A 16,424-nucleotide genomic window follows, 5' to 3' on the forward strand; every position below is an offset into this window, starting at 1 on the left:
ACTCCAATTACCGCAGAGGCTACTGGTACAAACTGCCGGTGTTCAGTACCGGCTGCACATGGTGATCACCGCACAATACCACCAGCAAATTACTGACCATCGCTGCTTTACGTTCATCATCCAGCTCGATCACATTACGCTCAGACAACCGTTGCAGTGCAGTTTCTACCATGCCGACTGCACCTTCGACAATTTGCTGGCGGGCGGCAACAATGGCAGCGGCTTGCTGACGCTGCAGCATAGCGCTGGCAATTTCCGGCGCATACGCCAGATGACTAATGCGCGCTTCCAACACCTGCACACCCGCCTTGTTTAGCCGCGCCTGAATTTCCTGTTTTAACAGCTCGGTGACTTCATCCGTGCTGCTGCGCAGGCTGATCGCTTCATCGTTACCGGCATCATAAGCATAGCTGGAGGCTAAATGCCGTATAGCAGATTCGCTTTGAATATTAACGAAGTTCTCGTAGTTATCGACTTCGAATACCGCTTCAGCACTGTCGACGACCTTCCATACTACCACGGCAGCAATTTCTACCGGGTTACCGGCATTGTCGTTAACTTTCATTTTACTGCTTTCAAAGTTACGTACCCTAAGCGACACTTTTTGCTTGCTGTAAAGTGGGTTAGACCAGCGCAAGCCGTTGTTTAAATCAGTACCGACATAACGGCCAAACAGCTGTAATACCGCTGACTGATTCGGATGCACCATATAAAAACCAAACCAGCAAATAAACACCACGACCGCCAGCAACAGCGCCAGCGCTTTCATCACCCCGGGCAACACCACCACACCGACAATGCCAGCCAACTGCAGCATCAGCAGGATGCCAATCATGCCAAAACCACCTTTGCTGTTAATCATGCGTTCCTGCAACATAAAGACCCTCTTGAAATGATATTATTTTGATATCACTTTAGATTAACCTGACAAAAAAGCAAGCTTTGCCGTATTGGTTAACCCAAGCAAGGCTGGGATAGGCGAATCTGTGCTTTTCTGCTAAGGTAAAACAATAACTTAGTTTACGAAAAAACCTATGGCTGAAAATTTCCTTGCGCTGTGGCAGCACCTGCTGTTGCAGTTACAACAAACATCACTGTGGTATCAATTAGCTGCTATTGCACTGAGTATCGCGCTGGCGGTACTGATTAATCGTGTGCTGGGCCAGCGCCTAAGTGATAGCGGCGGTCAGGGCCTGCGTCATGTTGCGCTACGCAGCTCGCATCGTATTCTGCTGCCACTGAGCCTGGCAGCATTGTTAGCATTAAGTCAGGCCATCTTTAGCGCTAATCAGCTCAGCCACAATCTGTTACAGCTGCTGGTGCCCATTGCCCTGGCGCTGGGCGCTATCCGCTTGCTGGTTTATATTTTGCGCAAGGCATTTTTATCCAGCCCGTTGTTAAAATCGGCTGAGCCGGTTATCGCTATCAGCATCTGGCTGCTGGTGGTATTGCATCTGGCCGGCTGGTTGCAGCCGCTGCTGCAATTGATGGATGCGCTGGCCTTTAACCTGGGCGACAGCCGCTTATCGTTACTGGGCGCAGTGAAGTTGACGCTGGTGATTATTCTGGCCTTTACCCTGGCGCTGTGGTTGGCGGAGCTGTTAAACCAGCAACTGAAAAAAGCGAAACACGTCAGCCCCAGCATGCAGGTCGGCTTTAGCAAATTCAGTAAGTTTTTGCTGATTACTATCGCGTTTTTAATTGCTCTTAATGCCGTGGGCATTAACCTTAGCTCGCTGGCGGTATTTGGCGGCGCTCTTGGCGTTGGCCTGGGTTTTGGTTTACAACGCATTGCGTCAAACTTTATCAGCGGTTTTATTCTGGTACTCGATCGCAGTGTGAAACCCGGTGACGTGATCTCCGTCGGTGATAATTTTGGCTGGGTACACGAGCTAAAAGCCCGTTATGTGGTGGTGCGCAACCGCGAAGGGGTCGATACGTTAATACCGAATGAGAACCTAATCACCTCAGAGGTAATTAACTGGAGCTATGAAGACCGCAATGTACGGGTAAAAATTCTGGTACAGGTAAGCTATGAAGACGACCCTGAGCAGGCGATGGCACTGATGCTGCAGTGCGCTAACAAATCGAAACGGGTACTGAATGAACCCGCACCTACCGTGATGCTAAAAAGCTTTGCCGACAGTGGTATTGAGCTGGAATTACGGGTATGGATAGCCGATCCGGAATACGGCGCCGACACGGTAAAATCGGATATCAATGTCGCTATCTGGCGTGCCTTTAAACAAGCCGGCATTACCATACCTTACCCACAGCGCGATCTGCATATAAAATCGGGCTTACTACCGCCGGCAGAACCGCAATAGCTGACATCAGGCGCCTGCCTGCTTAGCAGGCGCCATCGGTTTATACTTCACCAATCATCCGGCGCAATACATAGTGCAAAATGCCACCATGCTGGTAATACGCCAGCTCATTGGCGGTATCGATGCGGCAATGTACATCCACTTCCTGTTTGCCACCATCGGCATAGCTGATAATCAGTGCTAACTTTTGCCGCGGTTTCAACGCCGCTAAACCTCGCAGGCTAAGGCTCTCCTCACCGGTCAGTTGCAAGGTTTTTCTATCAGTACCCGGTAAAAACTGCAGCGGTAGCACCCCCATACCAATTAAATTGGAACGATGAATGCGTTCAAATGATTCTGCCAGCACGGCACGCACGCCTAACATCAGCGTGCCCTTGGCCGCCCAGTCACGTGACGAGCCGGTGCCATATTCTTTGCCGGCGACCACAATCAGTGGCAGCTCTTGCTGCTGATAACGCATAGCAGCATCAAAGATGGACAAGGTGTCACCCGACGGATAATGCCGGGTAACGCCACCTTCGCTGCCCGGCAGCATTTCATTACGAATACGCACATTGGCGAAGGTGCCACGCACCATCACTTCATGATTGCCCCTGCGCGAGCCGTAAGAGTTAAAATCAGCCGGCGCTACGCCATGCTGCTGCAGATATTCTCCGGCCGGGCTGCTTTGTTTAATACTGCCCGCCGGTGAAATATGATCAGTGGTCACCGAGTCGCCCAGCATGGCCAAAATTCGGGCGTTGATAATATCGCTGACCGGTTTTGGCTTGCGTGACAGACCACGGAAAAAATCCGGCTGGCGGATATACGTAGAATCGGGCCAGGCATAGGTTTTCGCCTGGGGTACCGCGATGCTCTGCCAGTTGGCGTCGCCGTCAAACACCTGGGCATACTCGGTTGCAAACATCTTGCTTTGTACCTTAGCAACTTCGGCTGCAACTGCGCTGTTATCCGGCCAGATATCTTTTAAATACACATCGTTACCCTGCGCATCCTGGCCCAGAGCTTCACGGGTTAAATCTATATTTGTCGTACCCGCCAGCGCAAAGGCCACCACTAAGGGTGGTGACGCCAGCCAGTTCGATTTCACCAGCGGATGAATACGGCCTTCAAAGTTGCGGTTACCCGATAACACCGCTGAGACATTTAAGTCGGCCTTGCTAATGGCGTTTTCGATAGGTTGCGCCAGCGGGCCCGAATTACCGATACAAGTGGTACAACCATAACCCACCAGATAAAACCCCAGTTGCTCCAACGGCTGCATCAAGCCGGCGTGTTGCAAATAACGGGTTACCACTTTGGAGCCCGGCGCCAGAGAACTTTTCACCCAAGGCTGACGCTTAAGGCCTTTGGCCAGCGCATTCTTTGCCAGCAGGCCTGCGGCCATTAATACACTGGGGTTAGAGGTATTAGTACAGGACGTTATAGCAGCAATCACCACTGCGTGCTCAGGCAGCTTTATCCGCGCCCCGTTTAGCTCAAAACTGTTATCTGCCGCCGGCCTGCTCTGCCCCCCGCCCTCACTTAACAACTCAGTTTGCCGAGCCTGCATTTTCAAGTCCAGCGCTTTGTCATCAGCACAATGCTGTTTCAGATCGGCCAAACTCACCCGGTCTTGCGGCCGTTTTGGCCCCGCCAGTGAAGGCACTATAGTACTAAGATCCAGATGTAACTTGTCGGTAAATACGGTCTCAGCGGCCTTATCCCGCCACAGGCCCTGCGCCTGGCAATAGGCTTTCACCCGGGCAATAACATTATCAGAGCGCCCGGTAAGTTTAAGATAGTCCAGCGTTATCTGATCGACCGGGAAAAAGCCACAGGTAGCACCGTACTCCGGTGCCATATTGGCGATGGTGGCACGATCAGCCAGTGTCAGCTGCTCCAGGCCATCGCCAAAGAACTCAACAAACTTACCCACCACACCATGCTTGCGCAGCATTTGTGTCACCGTCAGCACTAAATCGGTTGCCGTGATCCCCGCTTGCAGCACGCCGGTAAACTCAACCCCCACGACTTGCGGAATGATCATAGATACCGGCTGGCCCAGCATCGCCGCTTCGGCCTCAATGCCGCCAACACCCCAGCCGAGAATACCCAGAGCGTTGATCATCGTAGTATGTGAATCTGTGCCCACCAGCGTGTCCGGATAGGCTATCAGGCCGTCATCAGTTTGCTCGGCCCAGACAGTTTGCCCCAGATATTCCAGATTAACCTGATGGCAAATACCGGTGCCGGGCGGCACCACACGGAAATTAGCAAAGGCCTTGGCGCCCCAACGTAAAAAGGCATAACGCTCATGATTGCGCTGCATTTCAATATCAACGTTGTCGCTAAAGGCATCCGCGCTGGCATAACGGTCTACCATCACCGAATGATCAATCACTAAATCTACCGGCGATAACGGGTTAACCTTATCCGGATCTTCGCCCAGCGCCGCTACTGCCGCCCGCATTGCGGCCAAATCCACTACCGCTGGCACGCCGGTAAAGTCTTGCATCAGTACCCGCGCCGGGCGAAAGGCAATTTCACGCTCTGAGCTGCCGGTTTTTTGCCAGTCGACCAGCGCCTGAATATCCGCTTCTGACACCGTGTCGCCGTCAAGATTGCGTAACAGGTTTTCCAGCAACACTTTTAACGAAAATGGCAAGCGGCTGATATCGCCAAATTGCTTTGCAGCGTTACTCAGGCTGAAAATACGGTACTGCTGCTGCGCCACATTAAGCGTGTCGGCGTAAGGATTGGGCGTGGTCATAAGATACCTCGTATTAATGGCTGTGATTAACTACAGTGTAGTCCATCCGCCTGACAGTACGAGGCTTAAACGCTGAGTGGGGTTGCAGAAGAGATGCACAACACCGGCAGAGGTGTTGTGCTAAGTACAATTAAATTAAGCTAATTTTGGCAAACTTACGCTTACCCACCTGGTAAATATCAGTACTGCCTTTCGCCACGGCCAGCTTAGTGTCATCAATTTTCGTTTCGCCATTAAGCTTAACCGCACCTTGCTTAATCATACGAATAGCTTCTGAGGTACTGTCGACCAGGCCAGCTTCTTTTAGCAGATTAGCAATTGGCATGTCATCACCTTCACAGCTTAATGTCAGTTCAGGAATATCATCCGGCAAGGCATTTTTACTAAAACGCTGGATAAAATCCTGATGTGCCGCCTCTGCCGCAGCCTCGTCATGAAAGCGGGCAATAATTTCTTTTGCCAGCAAAATCTTAATATCGCGCGGGTTAGCACCTGCTGCAACCTGTTGTTTAAGCTCATTAATCTGCTCAATCGGTTTAAAGCTCAGCAAATCATAATAACGCCACATCAGCTCATCAGAAATTGACATAATTTTGCCGAACATATCGCTCGGGGCATCGGTTATACCGACATAATTGCCCAAGGATTTCGACATTTTCTGCACGCCGTCCAGGCCTTCCAGCAGCGGCACCATCATTACCGTTTGTGGCCGCTGACCTTCGTCTTTTTGCAGCTCACGTCCCATCAACAGGTTAAAACGCTGATCGGTACCGCCCATTTCAACGTCAGCTTCCAGCGCAACAGAATCCCAGCCCTGCACCAGTGGGTACAAGAACTCATGAATGGCAATAGACTGGTTATTGGCATAGCGCTTTTTAAAATCATCGCGCTCCAGCATACGCGCCACCGTCTGCCGCGCCGCCAGTTTAATCATACCGGCTGCGCCTAGCTGTTCCATCCACTGTGAGTTAAACGCCACCCGGGTTTTTGCCGGATCGAGTATTTTAAACACCTGCTCTTTATAGGTTTCAGCATTGGCCAGCACATCTTCACGGCTAAGTGGTTTACGGGTCACGTTTTTACCGGTCGGATCGCCAATTAAACCGGTAAAATCACCGATCAGAAAAATGACTTCGTGGCCCAACTGCTGAAAAGTGCGTAATTTATTGATCAACACTGTGTGACCAAGATGCAGATCTGGTGCTGTTGGGTCAAAGCCAGCCTTGATTTTTAGCGGCTTGCCCTCTTTGAGTTTGGCAATTAACTCTTCTTCCAGCAGAATTTCTTCGCAGCCGCGTTTTAATTCAGCTAAAGCCAGCTCCCAATCCGCCATTTTCCTCTCCCGATTTTTAACCTGATTGTGCAAACAAACCGCATTCTATAGCATGTTCAGCCCAGGGGAAACGCACAAAAGTCTGGTGTCAGGCAAAAAAACCGTATATGCTCGGTTTTTGTGCGTTTGTTGAGCCCAGACTAATATTATGCGTCAATTAGTGACTAAAATTCCGAAACAACATCGTGTGCTTATTGCTGCCACCTCGGTGTTTTTGACTACCATTTTACTGCTACCGTCGGAGCAGGCTGCTGCTTCCAAAAGCAGTAAAACGGACAGTCTGGAAATCGGTAAACGCTATAGTCTGGCGCTGCCAGATACCTCTGCTGAAGCCGAACAAGAACAAGAGGTGGCTGCGTTAGCAGTGTTACCAGAAGAAGATCTGTCGTTAAACTGGTCAGTGCTGCAGGTGCAAAAAGGCGATGCCTTATCGGCATTATTCAAAAAAGCCAATGTCAGCCAGCAAGTTATGCTGGACATACTGGCGCTTGGCAAAGACGTAAAAACCCTGACCCGTTTATTCCCCGGCGAGCAGCTCGAGTTTGGCCTTGACGCCGAAGGTGATCTGCAGGAGCTACGCTATGCACTTAACCATCTTTCTACCTTGCGTATTAGCCGCAACGCTGAAGGCCACTTCATTGCCGAAGAACTGAAAAAAGAAGTTGAGCTGCGCAGCCAGTTTGCCAGTGCTGAAATTCGCAGTAATTTCTGGAGTGCCGGCATTGCCGCAGGCCTAAGTGAAGCACAAATTATGAGCCTGGCCGGTATTTTTGGCTGGGATATCGATTTTGGCTTAGACATTCGTGCTGGTGACAGTTTTAGTGTGCTCTACGAAACCCAGTATGTTGACGGCGAATTTATCAGTAACGGTAATATTGTCGCTGCGCAGTTTTCTAATCAGGGCCATTTGTATCAGGCAGTACGCCATACTGATGGCAACTATTACAAACCTGACGGTGCCAGTATGCGCCAGGCCTTTTTACGCGCGCCGGTCAGCTTTCAGTATGTTAGCTCTAACTTTAACCCCCGTCGTTTGCACCCGGTGCTAAAAACCGTACGACCACATAATGGTGTCGACTACGCCGCGCCGGTTGGCACGCCTATTATGGCTGCCGGTGATGGCCGGGTTATTGCGTCTGCGTATAACAACTTAAATGGCCACTATGTGTTTATTCAACATGCCAATAATATTGTAACCAAGTACCTGCACTTGTCTAAACGTCTGGTAAGTAAGGGCGAAAAAGTACGCCAGGGTGAAGCTATTGGCCGTCTTGGTGGCACCGGCCGCGTTACCGGCCCACATTTACATTATGAATTTGTTGTCGATGGTGTGCACCGTAATCCAAGGACGGTAAAATTGCCGCAGGCCACACCACTACAAGGTAACGAAAAACAGCTGTTCACTGCTCAGGCCGAACAAATACTGGCGCAACTACTGACCAAAGAACGGGTGTTGCTGGCGAAAACCAGCGGCGACGCTACAGCAGCGCCGTAAGGATTCGACCTAATAAAAAGCCCGGCAACTTGCCGGGCTTTTTGCTTTTGCTCAGTGCTGCGGTATACCAGAAGATTAGCCAACCAAGGCTAATAAGATACCAGCGGCCACCGCCGAGCCGATGACACCGGCCACATTCGGGCCCATCGCATGCATTAGCAGGAAGTTATGCGGGTTAGCTTCCAGCCCCACTTTATTCACTACCCGTGCGGCCATAGGCACAGCAGACACGCCGGCTGCGCCAATCAGCGGGTTGATCGGTTGCTTGGAGAACTTCGCCATAATTTTGGCCATAATAACCCCCGACGCCGTGCCGATAGCAAAGGCCACTGCGCCAAGCAGCAAAATGCCCAGCGTTTGCAGCGTTAGAAACTTATCGGCGCTGAGTTTAGAACCGACCGCCAGGCCAAGGAAGATAGTAACGATATTTATCAGCTCGTTCTGCGCCGTTTTATTTAACCGCTCTACCACACCGGACTCGCGCATCAGGTTACCCAGACAAAACATGCCTATTAGCGGCGCAGCGCTGGGTAACAGCAGGATTGTCAGTAACAACACCGCCAGCGGGAAAATAATTTTCTCTTTCTTGCTGACATTACGCAGCTGCACCATTTGAACATTGCGTTCCGCCTTCGTGGTTAAGGCGCGCATAATAGGTGGCTGAATGATTGGCACCAATGCCATATATGAATAAGCCGCCACCGCTATGGCACCTAATAAATCTGGCGCCAGCTTCGATGCCAGAAAAATCGCGGTGGGGCCATCTGCACCACCAATAATCGCAATGGCCGAGGCTTCTTTCATCGTAAAGCTTAGCCCGGGTACTGCGTTTAGCGCGATCGCACCAAGCAGAGTGGCAAAAATACCAAACTGCGCCGCAGCGCCCAGTAGCAGCATTCTGGGGTTAGCGATCAGAGCACCAAAATCGGTCATGGCGCCCACCCCCATAAAAATCAGCAGCGGAAAAATACCGGTACCTATGCCCACTTCGTAAATCATATACAGCAAACCGCCCGGCTCGCCCATGCCAGCTAACGGAATATTGGTCAGCACAGCACCAAAGCCTATCGGCAACAGCAGCAAGGGCTCAAAACCGCGGGCAATCGCCAGATACAGTAAGGTAAAGCCCACCAACATCATTACCAGCTGACCAGCAGTAAAATTAACTAAACCGGTAGAAGCAATTAAAGTTGCAACAGCGTCCATGAAAACTCCTCAGCGCCGCTTAATCAAAGCTGATCAGCACATCACCGGTGCTGACAGCATCACCGGCGGCGACATGAATACTGGCCACGGTGCCGTCAGATACGGCGCGCACTTCAGTTTCCATTTTCATCGCTTCCATAATGATCACCACATCACCGCGTTTCACCGTGGCACCCACTTTAGTGACAATTTTCCAGATATTACCCGCCAGCGGTGCATTTAAGGTGGCACTGCCGGTAACAGAAGCGCTGCCGGGGATATTTTCCGACACCACAGGCTTAACAGAGCTCAGCTCACCTGTCGGCGCCACTTCCACCTCATACACTTTGCCATCTACCCGTACACTGTAACTGGCCGGACCGCTGACAGCAGGTTTGCTGCTGGCGGCGGCTGGCTTGGTTTCAGGCTCTGCGCTTTGTGGTGCCGGTTCAAAGGCGGCCGGGTTGTCACGGTTTTTCAAAAACTTCAGCCCCACCTGTGGGAACAGCGCATAAGTCAGCACATCGTCTACCGGCTGCGCCGTTAAACGAATATCTTCGGTTTTCGCCAGGCTATTCAACTCTTGCTGTAACTTGTCCAATTCAGGCTCGAGTAAATCCGCCGGACGACAGGTTATCGCCTGAGCACCTGCTAACACCCGCTGCTGCAACTCTGCATTCATTGGTGCTGGGGTCGCGCCGTATTCACCTTTTAATACACCGGCGGTTTCTTTCGTGATGCTTTTGTAACGCTCGCCGGTCAGCACGTTTAATACCGCCTGGGTGCCGACAATTTGCGACGTGGGCGTAACCAGTGGTAAAAAGCCGAGGTCTTCACGCACATGCGGGATTTCTTTGAGCACAGCATCCAACTTATCCAGCGCGCCCTGCTCTTTGAGCTGGCTTTCCATATTGGTCAGCATGCCACCGGGCACCTGCGCCAGTAAAATACGGGCATCAACGCCTTTTAATGAGCCTTCAAACTGAGCATATTTTTTCCGGACATCACGAAAGTAAGCCGCAATATCGGCCAATAATTCTAAATTCAGGCCGGTGTCACGTGCAGTGCCTTCCGTTATGGCAACCAGGGTTTCGGTAGCGCTGTGGCCATAAGTCATGCTCATTGATGAGATGGCGCTGTCGAGCATATCAATGCCGGCATCAATGGCTTTTTGGTAAGTGGCCACACTCAAGCCTGTGGTGGCATGACAATGCAATGCTAACGGAATTTTGGTGGCTTCTTTGATGCGGGTCACCAGCTCTTCGCATTCATACGGCTTTAGCAAACCCGCCATATCTTTAATACATATAGAGTGACAGCCCATATCTTCGAGCTGGCGCGCCATATCCACCCACATATCAATGGTATGCACCGGACTAACAGTGTAAGAAATGGTGCCCTGCGCATGAGCGCCAACCCTGATGGCGGCCTGCACGGCGGTTTGCAGGTTACGGATGTCATTCATGGCATCGAAAATACGAAATACATCAACACCGTTGTCGTGCGCGCGTTCAACAAATTTTTCGACCACATCGTCGGCGTAATGGCGGTAGCCAAGCAAATTCTGGCCCCGTAGCAACATTTGCTGTTTGGTATTTGGCATCGCCTTTTTTAATTCACGAATGCGATGCCAGGGGTCTTCACCAAGATAACGGATACAGGCATCAAAGGTCGCACCACCCCATGACTCCATTGACCAGTAGCCCACTTTGTCGAGCTTAGCTGCAATTGGCAGCATGTCCTCCAGCCGCAACCGGGTCGCCAGTAAAGACTGATGCGCATCACGCAGCACCAGTTCAGTCAATAATAACGGTTTGCTCATGCCTGAGTCCTCTTAGTGTTGTTGCCGATACTGATGTATCGCGGTTGAAATCGCGGCGATCACTGCCGGGCTGGGGCCACTGCTGCTATCCACTATGGCCGCCTTTTCTGCTGCCTTCACCGGGAAATAACGCAGTACCACCGCACTTATCAGCTGCACTACTAACACCAACAGCAATAAGAAGGCGAACACTGCCACCATGCCAATTAACATCAGGCTGGCAGCTTCCAGTAATAATTCTGCGACCATCGTTCTGCTCTCCCTCAGTTGTTACACCCGGCTGACACAGCGCAGGTATAGTCAGAATAGTTGAACCCTGTCGGCGCAGCCTGCTTTTATGCAGCCGACCTGGCATTATGCGCAGTTAACGCTGGCCTGCTAAATAAAACTCAGTGATAGCTGCTATTTATGCTAACAATTTGCATAACGCTTAGAGATTACACGTAAAGACACTCAAATGTCTAGCCATCTAAATAAACTTACTAACCAGACCTTGATAGCCAGATAAAGAACCGGCCTGAGAAGGTGAAACTCAGGCCGGATTATTCAGCCGCTGTGCTATGTGCTGGCTTAGCTGCTGCAGGCCCTCGGCCAGCGCGGCAACCAGCGCCGGATAACCATCCCCGGTTAGTGGCACCCGGATAGAAAAAGCTTCAGTGCCTTTTCGCTGGCTAATGGCAAAGCGGCCGCTGACAATGGCATGCCCATCGGCCAGGGCATGAAAACCGTCCAGTTGCAGCGTAACACGCACTGTGCTGCTGCTTGGCTGCAATACCGCCACGTAATGTGTTAGCTGTGGCGCTAACCGGTCTGTTAACTGACGCGGCAGTTGCTGCGTTAACGGCTCAGCCCACAGATGCTGGCGCGCCACAACCAGCTCAACATCCGATTGCTGTAGCACCAGACCACGGCCATTAAGAAAACTGGCAACCTGCACCGGCTCAACATAAAGCTCTTGGGCTATAGTCACATCTTGTTTGCTGTACAGCGGCACTGCCGGTAGCTGATAGTAACTTAGCGGCTGCTGGCTGCTACTGCAGCCGGCCAACAGCATTAACATCGCACCCAGCACGTATTTCATTGTTTTGCCCTCTTTGGTTGCGGATCTGCCGCTGTCTCAGCTTCGAATACCAACGCATTGCTTTGTTGATTCAAGGTGTGTAATACCGGTTGCAACTCGCGCAGCACCTGATCCAGAGTTTGCAAATTGCCATTCAGGTTGTCATAAGCCGGCGCCCCCGGGCTGAACCCCGACAGCATATGCTGCAAGTCCTGCAAGCTTTGCTGCAGCTGGGCGGGTAATTGTTGTAAGTGCGGGTTAGCGATCAACGCATCGAGCTGGGCCACCATTTTAGAGGCATTCTGCGTCAGCGTTTCGGTGCTTTGCATCGTTTGCTCGCTTTGCAGCAGCAATTGCTCCAGCGGCAGATTATTAATTTTATCCAGTGCCATCAGCACTTTCTGTTCAATATTACTCAGGCCGCTACGGGCGGTAGGCAGCATAGGGTAACCGGCACTGTCGCTCAGCGCCATGCGCTGGGCCTGCAACGCTTGTTGCTCAATATCAATGACGTTGTCTTGGCTAATATCCAGATCGATATATAAGGCGCCGGTCAGCAGGTTGCCGGTTTTCAGCGCCGCGTGCATACCACGCTGTACCGCTTTGTCCAGCTCCTGGCGCAATTGCGCCAGGCTGAGATTTTCATACAGACGGCCGGCCTCGATACGAATAAGCACCGGAATACCTTGCTGCAGCGATACTTCAAACGGCTTATCAATAGAAAAGAAAAACGGCACGCTGGCAACAGTGCCCACCCGCACCCCGCGGTACTCTACCGGCGCGCCCGCTTTTAATCCACGTACCGACTCGTCAAAAAACAACAGGTACTCAACAAATTCACTGTACAAACCTTCCTGCACGCTTTGTTTATTCGGAAATAGCTGAAACTCAGTACCATCTTTTACCGCGCCGCCCGCCGGCCAGCCTTGCATCAGGTCAAAACTGACGCCACCGCTTAGCAAGGTGGTAGCAGAGCCCACATCAACCTGCAGTCCTTCGGCAGACAAGTCCAGCGAAAAGCCGCTACTGAGCCAAAAACGCACGTTCTCTGAAACCAGCACATCAAAAGGTTCACGGATATACAGCTGGTAATGCGTGCGGCGGCTGGCTAAATCAAATTCACTGTACTCAACAGTGCCTACCTCATAACCGCGGTACAACACCGGATCGCCAACGGCCAGGCCGCCACTGTCCGCAGTGCTGAGCATAACGCGGATCCCGGGCGCATCAGCCGGTGCCACCGGTGGGGCATCAAGTAACGGATGCTGTAATTGCTGCTGCGTTGACTCGCCTGGCTGCAGCTCAATATAAACACCAGATAACAACGTATTTAAGCCGGTGATGCCGCCACGGCCCACCTGGGGTTTAACCACCCAAAATTGCGAATCGGCATTTAACAGCGGCGTAATGGCAGGTTTCATTCGCGCCTTGATGATCACCTGTTTCAAATCTGTGCTTAGTTCAACCGAAACTACCTGGCCAACATCAACACTGCGACTTTTAATCTGGGTTTTACCGGCAATAATGCCCTCAGCATCGGCCGTTAGCAGCGTTAATAATGCGCCCTGCTGCTGATAGTGGTTGTAAAGCATCCAGATGCCAATCAATACTGCAGCGATTGGCACCACCCAAATCGGTGACCATTGCTTTATCCGGCTTACCTTAGCGCTCAGTTGCTGCGTCAAAACCGACTCCCTCATGCTGTTCTGTTAACGGATCCCAGAGTAATCTGGGGTCAAAGCTCAGCGCGGCCAGCATTGTTAAAATAACAACGGCGGCAAACACTAAGGCACCTACTCCGGGGTAAACACTCATTAATAAATCGAACCGTACTAAGGCGGCCATAATCGCCACCACCAGCACATCTACCATAGACCAGCGCCCTACCCAATCAACCAGCCGGTATATTTGCGTAGAATGACGCTGACGCTGGCTAACAGGCAGACGGGTTAAATAACATAACCAGAACATGATCAGAATTTTTGCCACCGGCACGATCACACTGGCAATCAGAATAATAATCGCCACCGGATAAGCGCCGTCCTGCCACATCAGTACCAGACCACTGATAATGGTCGAATCAATGGTTTCGCCAAACGACACCGTGCGCATAATAGGCAGTAAATTGGCCGGAATATACAGCAAGGTTGCGGCAATTAACAACGCTATGGTGTTTTGCAGACTGGCGCGCTGGCGTAACCTGACTTTAGTATGGCAACGGCTGCACTGGGTTTGGGTGATCGGCACCAGCGCCGTACACACCTGACACAATTTTAAATTTTGCGCCAGACCACTCTTACCAGGCTGTGCGGCCACCTGAGGTATTGGACAAGGCGCAATTTTTGACCACAGCTCACGCCGGTCTATCACCTGAAACGCGCGCAGGTGCAGCAGACAAAATAAACAAAACGCCCAGAAGCTGGGCCCCAGCGAAATATCAGCATCAGCGACCAGCTTAACAAAGCTGATGATCAGGCCCATCAAAAAAATATCCACCATGCTCCAGGGCTTTAACATATACAGCACCCGGGCCACCCAGGTGCGTGCTGGCAACGCATACACCATGCCTAACTTCAGGTACAAAATGGCAAACATGCAGGCGGCCGGCACCGCCTGAATAAACAGCCAGATTAAAATGGCCAGCCATTGATGATGCTCGGTAAACAGTACCGAGGAGGTATCAAAAAAGTTCATTTCATTGCTGTTGCCGGCGGCAAACATACTGACAAAGGGAAACAAATTCGCCAGCAGTAACATAAACAACGCCGAGCCGGCGTAAAGTACCGGCCGCACTACCGGTTCCGGGTGCCGCGCATCCAAATGGTGACCACAGCGACTACAGCGGGCTTCTTCACCCGACTGCAAATCTGGCAAGCGTTGGACCAAATCGCAATGCGGGCACAGCGCCAGCAGCGACACTGCAGGCGCTTTGGTATCAAGCTGGGCTTGGGCGATAGTGGCTGTCACGATTCAGGCATACCCGTGGTTGCGCGCTTAGCGGGTTTTACCAGAACCAAGCTGAACTCAGCCTGAGTAAAATCGCCGCAGTGGAGTGTCAATTTATAGCATAATCACAACCACTTAGCGATGGCGATAGCCGTTTTGCAGCGCTTAGTCCGTCGCCATTGGCAGCAAACAATTAGCATAAAACGTGGTGGTAGCCGGCCAGTCGGAGAACACGCCTTTCACACCAACCTGTTGCGCCAGCACATGCAGCAGCTGTAACACGGCACTGTCATCCCGTGCCAGCGTAGGTAAAGACTGATAATACCAATCAGCACCTTGTGACAGCGGGGCTGAACGCTCCAGACTCCAGGCAATTATCTCAAGCCCAGCGGCTTTGGCGGCCCTGGCATAAGCCGATGGTACTATAGCCCCATCTTGCTCGGTCACTAACACCCACAGCGGCGGAGCGATAATATTCAGCCCGGCCGCCTTGAGTTGCGCCATTGATGGTTGCCAGCTATCTGGCTGCATAGGATCAAAACGACGCTGTGCATAGCGGCCATCCAGATACACCGCCTGACGGGCAAATTCCGGTTCATGTTCCAGCCAATAGATAATGTCCTGCCAGTTAAACGATTGCAAAAATACCTGCGAGGGTGCCACACCGGCTGCTTTATACTCATCAACTAACTGCTGCGCATACTGCTGCTGACTATAACGGCCCTGAAAGGGCATTTTCACCTCGGGCTGTTTTAACTCGGGTGTCATTTTAACACCGGCGCTGGAGAACAACTGAATGGACTGACGATGTGTCATTGGTGCCTGGCACTGATTATACAAGGTAGTTCGCCAGCCTGGTGTACCTTGCAGATACTGCTCTACTGTGCTGGCATTGCTGTCTACGCCATCCATACGTACACAAAGCTCACTGAACTCAGCCAGCGTAATATCGCTGGTGCAACACTCAGCACGGGCATTACGCTCTGCATTGGCTGCGCGAAATGGCTGGCGGCATTTAGCAGCGAGCTCGGGCCGCAGCAAAATGTCAGTGGTCTGGTGCAGATCGCACTGCGCATGGCGGCATACCAGCTGTTTGTCGGCAGTAAAGGTGACATCGCACTCCGCAATACCGGCACCCATGCTAATAGCCGCCTGGTAAGAGGCGGCACTGTGCTCCGGAAACATCAGCGGCGCACCGCGATGCGCTATGGAAAAATCGGTACGATAAAAAGGCCCGTCAGCACAGCTTTGCAGTTGCTGTTTTAACGCGCCTTCAGGCAGTGACTGCAGCAGATAAAATGGCCGTGGCCCCAGCTGTACGCTGGCGGCTGGCTGTCGGGCGCTGGCTGTTGCCGCCAGCAGCAGCGTAATAACCGTGCCAGATAGCACTTTGTTTAACCCCTTCATCAGCCATGCTCCCCGTCAAACTATGTCCGTTGCAGCATGCCGTCAGAGTATGACAAGGCTGTGAATGTCATAAAAACATCAAGGTAAAAACACAAAA

The 16,424-nt window shown here is 51.8% G+C and carries 12 protein-coding genes; 2 read left to right on the top strand and 10 right to left on the bottom strand.

Annotation, left to right across the window (positions count from 1 at the left end):
• Positions 1 to 19 precede the first annotated feature (19 nt).
• Positions 20 to 877 carry an SPFH domain-containing protein gene (locus tag EYB30_RS06255; RefSeq protein ID WP_206674578.1) on the bottom strand — a complete coding sequence of 286 codons (858 nt, stop codon included), beginning with the start codon at positions 875 to 877 and terminating at the stop codon, positions 20 to 22.
• 157 nt (positions 878 to 1,034) lie between these two features.
• On the opposite strand from EYB30_RS06255, the gene EYB30_RS06260 reads away from it, so the two are divergent.
• Complete coding sequence (locus EYB30_RS06260; RefSeq protein ID WP_166838048.1) at positions 1,035 to 2,327, top strand: mechanosensitive ion channel family protein; 1,293 nt, start codon at positions 1,035 to 1,037, stop codon at positions 2,325 to 2,327.
• A gap of 40 nt (positions 2,328 to 2,367) precedes the next feature.
• Here the strand turns inward: EYB30_RS06260 and acnA are convergent, their stop codons facing one another.
• Both acnA and tyrS read right to left on the bottom strand, forming a co-directional pair.
• The gene (gene acnA, locus EYB30_RS06265; protein WP_166838049.1) at positions 2,368 to 5,079 is read right to left on the bottom strand and encodes an aconitate hydratase AcnA; all 2,712 of its coding nucleotides are present in this window, start codon (positions 5,077 to 5,079) and stop codon (positions 2,368 to 2,370) included.
• A gap of 130 nt (positions 5,080 to 5,209) precedes the next feature.
• Positions 5,210 to 6,412: a tyrosine--tRNA ligase gene (gene tyrS, locus EYB30_RS06270; RefSeq protein WP_166838050.1), complete on the bottom strand. Its 1,203-nt coding sequence runs from the start codon at positions 6,410 to 6,412 to the stop codon at positions 5,210 to 5,212.
• A gap of 148 nt (positions 6,413 to 6,560) precedes the next feature.
• Between tyrS and EYB30_RS06275 the strand changes: the two genes are divergently transcribed.
• Positions 6,561 to 7,907 carry a peptidoglycan DD-metalloendopeptidase family protein gene (locus EYB30_RS06275; RefSeq protein ID WP_166838051.1) on the top strand — a complete coding sequence of 449 codons (1,347 nt, stop codon included), beginning with the start codon at positions 6,561 to 6,563 and terminating at the stop codon, positions 7,905 to 7,907.
• Between the two features lie 75 nt (positions 7,908 to 7,982).
• On the opposite strand, the gene EYB30_RS06280 is transcribed toward EYB30_RS06275, so the two are convergent.
• From EYB30_RS06280 to EYB30_RS06310, 7 genes are all read right to left on the bottom strand, one after another.
• The gene (locus EYB30_RS06280; RefSeq protein WP_166838052.1) at positions 7,983 to 9,113 is read right to left on the bottom strand and encodes a sodium ion-translocating decarboxylase subunit beta; all 1,131 of its coding nucleotides are present in this window, start codon (positions 9,111 to 9,113) and stop codon (positions 7,983 to 7,985) included.
• 19 nt (positions 9,114 to 9,132) lie between these two features.
• Positions 9,133 to 10,914 (bottom strand): sodium-extruding oxaloacetate decarboxylase subunit alpha, encoded by a 1,782-nt coding sequence (oadA, locus tag EYB30_RS06285; RefSeq protein WP_166838053.1) that lies wholly within the window; start codon positions 10,912 to 10,914, stop codon positions 9,133 to 9,135.
• A gap of 12 nt (positions 10,915 to 10,926) precedes the next feature.
• Positions 10,927 to 11,163, bottom strand: a complete 237-nt coding sequence (locus EYB30_RS06290) for an OadG family protein (RefSeq protein ID WP_166838054.1) — start codon at positions 11,161 to 11,163, stop codon at positions 10,927 to 10,929.
• A 283-nt stretch (positions 11,164 to 11,446) separates the two neighbouring features.
• A complete protein-coding gene (locus EYB30_RS06295; protein WP_166838055.1) occupies positions 11,447 to 11,995 on the bottom strand; it encodes a PqiC family protein in 549 nt (182 codons plus the stop codon).
• Positions 11,992 to 13,659: an intermembrane transport protein PqiB gene (gene pqiB / locus EYB30_RS06300; protein WP_241697981.1), complete on the bottom strand. Its 1,668-nt coding sequence runs from the start codon at positions 13,657 to 13,659 to the stop codon at positions 11,992 to 11,994. Before pqiB ends, EYB30_RS06295 begins: the two co-directional genes overlap by 4 nt.
• A complete protein-coding gene (locus EYB30_RS06305; RefSeq protein WP_174978731.1) occupies positions 13,637 to 14,941 on the bottom strand; it encodes a PqiA/YebS family transporter subunit in 1,305 nt (434 codons plus the stop codon). Before EYB30_RS06305 ends, pqiB begins: the two co-directional genes overlap by 23 nt.
• 144 nt (positions 14,942 to 15,085) lie before the next feature.
• Positions 15,086 to 16,327 (bottom strand): glycerophosphodiester phosphodiesterase family protein, encoded by a 1,242-nt coding sequence (locus EYB30_RS06310; RefSeq protein ID WP_166838057.1) that lies wholly within the window; start codon positions 16,325 to 16,327, stop codon positions 15,086 to 15,088.
• Positions 16,328 to 16,424: the final 97 nt, after the last annotated feature.

The organism is Rheinheimera pleomorphica, assembly GCF_011634895.1.
Taxonomy (GTDB): domain Bacteria; phylum Pseudomonadota; class Gammaproteobacteria; order Enterobacterales; family Alteromonadaceae; genus Alishewanella; species Alishewanella pleomorphica.

Bases quoted from the DNA above. Each gene is read 5' to 3' on its own strand.
- EYB30_RS06255 (WP_206674578.1), bottom strand. From the start codon at position 877: ATGTTGCAGGAACGCATGATTAACAGCAAAGGTGGTTTTGGCATGATT.
- EYB30_RS06260 (WP_166838048.1), top strand. From the start codon at position 1,035: ATGGCTGAAAATTTCCTTGCGCTGTGGCAGCACCTGCTGTTGCAGTTA.
- acnA (WP_166838049.1), bottom strand. From the start codon at position 5,079: ATGACCACGCCCAATCCTTACGCCGACACGCTTAATGTGGCGCAGCAG.
- tyrS (WP_166838050.1), bottom strand. From the start codon at position 6,412: ATGGCGGATTGGGAGCTGGCTTTAGCTGAATTAAAACGCGGCTGCGAA.
- EYB30_RS06275 (WP_166838051.1), top strand. From the start codon at position 6,561: ATGCGTCAATTAGTGACTAAAATTCCGAAACAACATCGTGTGCTTATT.
- EYB30_RS06280 (WP_166838052.1), bottom strand. From the start codon at position 9,113: ATGGACGCTGTTGCAACTTTAATTGCTTCTACCGGTTTAGTTAATTTT.
- oadA (WP_166838053.1), bottom strand. From the start codon at position 10,914: ATGAGCAAACCGTTATTATTGACTGAACTGGTGCTGCGTGATGCGCAT.
- EYB30_RS06290 (WP_166838054.1), bottom strand. From the start codon at position 11,163: ATGGTCGCAGAATTATTACTGGAAGCTGCCAGCCTGATGTTAATTGGC.
- EYB30_RS06295 (WP_166838055.1), bottom strand. From the start codon at position 11,995: ATGAAATACGTGCTGGGTGCGATGTTAATGCTGTTGGCCGGCTGCAGT.
- EYB30_RS06310 (WP_166838057.1), bottom strand. From the start codon at position 16,327: ATGAAGGGGTTAAACAAAGTGCTATCTGGCACGGTTATTACGCTGCTG.